At 58.8% G+C, this 5,841-nt stretch carries 5 protein-coding genes and 1 pseudogene; 2 read left to right on the top strand and 4 right to left on the bottom strand.

Annotated features, from left to right (window positions below; translation table 11 throughout):
* Positions 1–456: 456 nt before the first annotated feature.
* From tatA to ACH2EH_RS05235, 3 genes and pseudogenes are all read right to left on the bottom strand, one after another.
* A pseudogene (gene tatA, locus ACH2EH_RS05245) lies at positions 457–594 on the bottom strand (twin-arginine translocase TatA/TatE family subunit); the annotation flags it as partial.
* Between the two features lie 82 nt (positions 595–676).
* On the bottom strand, positions 677–2,389 hold the full coding sequence (locus ACH2EH_RS05240; RefSeq protein ID WP_395139612.1) for a GAF domain-containing protein: 1,713 nt from the start codon (positions 2,387–2,389) through the stop codon (positions 677–679).
* 2 nt (positions 2,390–2,391) lie between these two features.
* Positions 2,392–2,967, bottom strand: a complete 576-nt coding sequence (locus tag ACH2EH_RS05235) for a response regulator (protein ID WP_309698191.1) — start codon at positions 2,965–2,967, stop codon at positions 2,392–2,394.
* A gap of 127 nt (positions 2,968–3,094) precedes the next feature.
* Between ACH2EH_RS05235 and ACH2EH_RS05230 the strand changes: the two genes are divergently transcribed.
* Both ACH2EH_RS05230 and ACH2EH_RS05225 read left to right on the top strand, forming a co-directional pair.
* A complete protein-coding gene (locus ACH2EH_RS05230; RefSeq protein WP_395139610.1) occupies positions 3,095–4,309 on the top strand; it encodes a PDZ domain-containing protein in 1,215 nt (404 codons plus the stop codon).
* On the top strand, positions 4,306–5,073 hold the full coding sequence (locus ACH2EH_RS05225) for a sulfite exporter TauE/SafE family protein (RefSeq protein ID WP_395139608.1): 768 nt from the start codon (positions 4,306–4,308) through the stop codon (positions 5,071–5,073). Before ACH2EH_RS05230 ends, ACH2EH_RS05225 begins: the two co-directional genes overlap by 4 nt.
* On the opposite strand, the gene ACH2EH_RS05220 is transcribed toward ACH2EH_RS05225, so the two are convergent.
* A partial coding sequence (locus ACH2EH_RS05220; protein ID WP_395139606.1) for a Gfo/Idh/MocA family oxidoreductase occupies positions 5,068–5,841 on the bottom strand: 774 nt, incomplete at its 5' end. The two genes, ACH2EH_RS05225 and ACH2EH_RS05220, sit on opposite strands and share 6 nt — an antisense overlap.

Below are 5,841 nucleotides of genomic sequence, written 5' to 3'. Positions count from 1 at the left end.
TCGGTGTAGCTAGTGAAATAGGCAAATGTCGTGGTCAACATAGCGTTTTAATTCTTCTCCTTAAGCGCTTTTCGCCTCAGCGTCTGCGCCGGTAACTTCTTTTGCGTCGGTAACGTGGGTTGTGGTCTCCGCCTCTAATACCGTCGCCACTTCGGTGTGCGTTACCGCTGCTTCCTCAGAAGGTGCGGTCGCTGCTTCCTCAGGGGTGGCAGAAAGCTCGGGTAGGGGGGAGCTATCGGGATCTGTCGCTACAGCAACCTCTGTTGTCACCGTCGGGGCGGCTTCAATAGCATGGTGCTCCGATTCTACAGCGTGGTGCTCCGACGCGATAGGCAGTCCGTATTGATCCAGAGATGCGTGGCCCTCCAGAGACTCATGGTTGTACGTCGTGCTGACGGGTGGTGTGTACTCATAAGTGGGTGGCTCGTAGCGATCATAGCTTGGATGATCGTCTAAGTCGAACGCTGACTGCACCTCGTTGGACATCTTCTTGAGGTCGCGCAACGCTCCCCCGATCTGTCGTCCCAACTCAGGCACTTTTTGTGGTCCAAATATAAGCAAAGCTATCACCAAGATGATGACAATCTGTTGCATTCCCAAATAAGCAATCGTATACATGATCCGCCTCTACGAACTCCCATTATATCGCAGCAAAAAAGCGCCTCTAAAAAACGAGCTAGGTCTTCGGCCAGCGGATCGAGGCGATCGTCTCTTCACCGTCGCGGATCAGCGTGAACTGTCCCTGGAGATCGCCGCGCACGAGGCTCTGAATAATCTGGAGGCCCAGATCGTGGTGCTTATCGGGGTTGAAATCCGGGCGCGGGGAGTCGCCAGTGTTGCGCACTTCGAGTAGCCAGTCGTTAGGCTTTTCCATAAGGCGCACAAGAATCGTGCCCTCATCGGCCTGCTTGAAGCCATGCTCCACCGCGTTTTGTACCATCTCGTTGAGAATGAGTGCGACGGAGTTTGCCTGATGACTGGAGAGACGCAGCTCGGGGCCCTCCACACGAAACTCAATGTGCTTGTTGGGCAGCGTGAGGCTCTGCTTGGTAGCCTGGACGATCTGTTCGGCGACTCTGCGGATTGAGATCGTGTCTAGGTCCTCGCGGGAGAGTAGCTCATGCACGGCGGCGACGGCCATCACGCGGCCAATGGACTCCTCCAGAACTTCCGTGGCGGGCCGATCTCCCGCGTAGTGTTTTTGCAGGCGCAGGAGGCTGGCGATCTGCTGAAGATTATTTTTTACCCGGTGGTGCATCTCCTGTAAGAGGGCGCCTTTTACCATTAGCTTGGCGTTCTCAATTGCCACCGCGACTTGGTTGCCCAGAGTAGAGAGAACGGCCAGCTCGCTCTCTGTAAACTCATGGGGGCGGTCCGTGTAACAATTAAGTACCCCAATGACCCGGTCACGCACTTTTAGCGGGACGCAAGCGAGGCTGGTAAGGTTCTGCTCACGGGCGATATCACCGAACTTGTAATCTGGAGACTTCTTGACATCCAGCACGGTGACCACTTTGCCCGTCTCCGCCGCTTTTCCCGCCAGCCCTTCTCCAATGTGCAGGGGCGGACGGCGAGCGTAGTCCTTGGACGCGGCATGGACGGCCTTGACCACGAGCTGCTGCTTTTCCTCATCCACAAGGCGTAGGGCGACAATTTTAAAGTTCAGTGTCTGCGCCGTGGCAGCGACGGCCAGCTGAAGAATTTCCTCGAGATAGAGATTGGACGTGATGGTACGGGAGACCTCGGCCACGGTTGAGAGGTGGGCAGCGCTCTTCTCGGCATTGCGGACTTTTCGGGAGGCATGGATCGAGCCTGCGACCTGTGAGGCGATGGCGGAGAGGAGCTGCACCTGGGTCTTGGTGTAGGTGTGAGGAGCTTTCGTACGAACATTAACCACCCCAATGCACTCGCCGCGCCAGATCAAGGGAACGGAGAGAATACTCTGGTAGAGATCCTCGTTGAGATCGGGGAGGAACTTGAAGCGCTCATCACTCCAGGCTTCGGAGGCGAGGGCCACATGCTTTTTCTCGCGGGCGACCCAGCCCGTAATCCCCTCTCCCACCTTCAGGCGTAGCTTCCCGATCATAGGTTTGATGGGTTCATCGGTGGTGGCGCGTAGGACGAGGGTATCGCCGGACTCATTAAAAAGATAGACCAGCGCCGACTCGGTGTCGGTGACCTCCAGGGCGATCTCCGCGATCAGAGGGAGGATGTCGTCGGTCGTGACCACCTGTCCGGTGGCCTCGGAGATCCGGCGGAGGGCTGCTGCCTCCGAAGCGCGCGCATCGAGCGCCTCTTCAAGCTGACGAATCCGTTGGCGGGCATCTGCCAGCTCGTGCTCTCGTCGCTCCAGGAGCCGTGTCAGCTCCTCCACCGTTTGTTTAATCACACTCAGACCGAGTTCGCGATAATGATCGCCTCGGCGATCTCGCGCATAGACTTGCGGGTGTTCATGCTCTGAACCTGGATACGGCGGAAGGCATCTTGCTCCTTCAGCCCGTAGAGATCCATCAGGATTCCCTTAGCGCGGTCAACCGCTTTTCGGGTTTCCAGCTTGTTCTCCAGATCCGCCACTTCCTTTTCGATCTCCAGAAGCTCCTCGAAACGGGAGATGGCGATCTCGATGGCGGGCATGAGGTCCGCCTCCTTGAAGGGCTTTATTAGATAGGCAAAGACCCCCGCATCCTTGGCACGCTCTACCAGCTCGCGATCCGAGTAGGCAGTGAGTAACAGGACCGGAGCCACTCCCTCGGTCGAGATGATCTTTGCAGCATCAATCCCGTCCATTTGGGGCATTTTCACATCGAGAATCACGACATCCGGTTTGAGCTCGCGGGTGACTTCGATCGCTTGACGACCGTCTCCAGCTTCCCCCGCCACGATATGGCCCATGTTCTCCAGCGTTCGCCGGAGGTCCATTCGGATGATCGGTTCATCGTCTGCGATAACAATTCGCAGTGGTTCCACTTATTCAAAACTCCTTAATTGTGTCATCGGTAGAGAGGCAAAACTTCCTCCGTAGACACGCAACAACTTTAGATTGTATACTAAATTCCTCATCCTTGCCAACTGAAGAACCGATGAACAGGTACCAATGACAGCCTTACCCTCCTCTATGGACACCCTACCACGCCGTACTCAAGCGCTCGGCGCACTGGGGGGCGGTGCACTAGCGGCATTTTGTCTGACCCTAGTCAACCGCTACACAGGCGCCTACACCAACCTCCCTGCTGCCCGATCCGTTCCCAGTCATTTTCTCTCCCTAGTCTATCTGGCAGCGCTTCTGGCCGCCCTGCTGCTCCTGGCGCGGGGCGCGGCGCAGCTAAAACAGAGCACGCCGTTTCTCTTGCTGGTGGGCCTGGCCTGTGCTCTGCCCATGGGCGGTGTCCTGCTGGCCAACCACTGGCACTTTCCCTCGTCGCTCGGCCTGAGCCTGACGGCTAACAATCTTTTTTTACCGATTGGTGCGGTGCTGGTGGGCTCCGCCGTGGGGCGCATCATCAAGCATCCCAACACGCTGCTCGCGGCCTCGGGCTTTGCTATCTTTTTTGATTTAGTGGTCGTGGGCATGGGGACGGTCGCTCAGGTACTCAAGTCCAACTCCAATATTATCTCGGCGGTCTCGGTGGGGGCGGGGGGGAATGTGCCTGTGCCCCCTTGGGCGAAGTCTGTTCCCCTTGTTTCCGCAGTGACTATTGGCCCCGCCGATGTACTCTTTCTTGCGATGTTTTTGGCGTCGGTTGCGCAGCTTCCTCGATTCAAGCCGGAGTGGGCGCTTTCCTTGGGGCGCACCGTTCGCTGGATGTACGCACTGCTTCTGGCCGCACTGGTGCTGGTGGAGACGACCGGCTTGCCGGTGCCCGCGCTGGTGCCGATGGGCCTCGCGGTGCTGATCGCCAACGTCCGCCACGGAGCGTTCACCAAGCAGGAGAAGCGCGATCTCTGGATCGGGGCGGTGTTTGCGATTCTATGCTCCTTTGGGATTGTTGCTTACGGAAAGTTTTTTGCCGCAAAGACTGCCCAGGCTACTCCCCATGGCCGTGTCCCCAAGTGGGGCTGGCAGACAGGAATCGTCCGCGAGACCGGCGAGCGTTTCGTGGCGGCGGTACTCCCGGAGATGCCTATTGAGAAGGCGGGGATCAAGCCCGGTGATGTGATTGAGAGTCTCAATGGCATCAAGACTTCAACGCTTCAGCGAGACGAAGACATTCTCAAGGTGCTGGATGCCGCGGAGACAACGGGGCTGACGATCCGGCTGCGCCGCCTTGGGGAGAAGAAACCGCTGGACATTAAAGTGACACTCCCATGACCAGTCTCCAGCTCGGCCTGGTTTTTGTGGCGTCGTTTGTGGCGGGGGGGGTGAACTCCGTGGCGGGCGGCGGGACACTGCTGACGTTTCCCGTGCTTCTGTCCGGGGGGCTAGACTCTATTGCCGCCAATGCCACCAACTCCGCCGGGCTGGCTCCGGGCGCGCTGACGTCGTTTTTGGGCTACCGAAAAGAGCTGGCGAACTTGCGTCATCTCATGCTCCCCCTGGCGCTGCTCGCGCTGGTCGGGGCAACTGTCGGGGCATTCTTGCTTCTTGCCACCCCGACGCGCCTCTTTGATCGCCTGATCCCGTTTCTGATTCTTGCCGCGACACTGCTCTTTGCTTTTCAAGACAAGCTCAAAAAACTCGGGAAAGCCCCCACAGAGGGCGCACTGGAGCACATCACACCGGGAATTGCGGCCTACTTACTTTGTGTGGCGGTCTACGGTGGCTACTTTGGGGCAGGGATCGGAATTCTGACGCTGGCTGCGCTGGGTATGCTCGGGATGACCGATATCCATAAAATGAACGGCCTCAAGACGGTCTTCACGGGAGGGCTGAATGTGGTCGCCTCCGTGGTGCTGCTACTTAATGGCAAGGTGGATCTAAAGATCGCCGCCCTGATGACGGTCGGGGCGATGCTGGGCGGCTGGCTGGGGGTTGGGGGAGCGCGCAGGCTCGGCGCGAGCAATGTCCGCAAGCTCGTGATCCTGATAGGAATCGTGCTCTCGGTGCAGACACTGCTCCGCTACTGGGTTCTATAACCGGGGGAGCCGCACGACCTCACCTGTTGCCGCCGATTTCAGCGCGGCATCAATCACCTGCATCCCGGCGCGGGAGTCCGCGAGGGGAACGGCGATAGGCGCGTTTCCGGCAAGATGCTCGGCGACATTCTCGTAGAAGCTGCGCCAGTGGCCTGGAAGTGTGGTGATCTTGCGCTCGTTCTTGCCATCGTGGAGGAGACCGTAGTTCTCAGGCGGCTCCACAGCGCTGTCTATATCTCCGGCGATCATGGCTTTCTCCTGCGGGTCCAGGCCGTACTTCACAAAAGTGGCGCGGCTGCCATGCACGCGAAAACGTGGCTTGGAGATCGCACTCATCCCCGAGAGGTCCGCGATTCCGGTGGCTCCGTTGGCAAACGTAATGACAATCAGCGCCTCGGAGTCAATATCGCTGGCATCGTAGTCGCGGCGCAGGCGGCAGTACACACTCTCGGCGGGGGAGTTTTGCAGTGTGAGCAACTGATCCACGAGATGCGCTCCCAGATCGAAGAAACGCCCCCCACCCATCGCCGCCGCGCCGCGCCAGCCGCCCCACGCCCCGAAGCCCTGCCAGGCCAGCTCCATCCAGCGCACACTGCCCAGCTCGCCGCTCTGCATGAGGTGCTTGACTGTTAAGTAGTCGCCGTCCCAGCGTCGGTTCTGAAAGACTGTGAGCAGCTTCTTGTTACGCTCAGCGGCGGCGAGCATCGTGTCGCACTCGTCCAGCGAGAGGCACATGATCTTGTCGGTCACCACGTGCTTGCCCGCATC

The sequence above is a fragment of the Armatimonas sp. genome (assembly GCF_043760365.1).
Lineage (GTDB): Bacteria > Armatimonadota > Armatimonadia > Armatimonadales > Armatimonadaceae > Armatimonas.
Note: the sequence above shows the minus strand (reverse complement) of the source record. Positions and strands in the feature narration are given on the sequence as shown.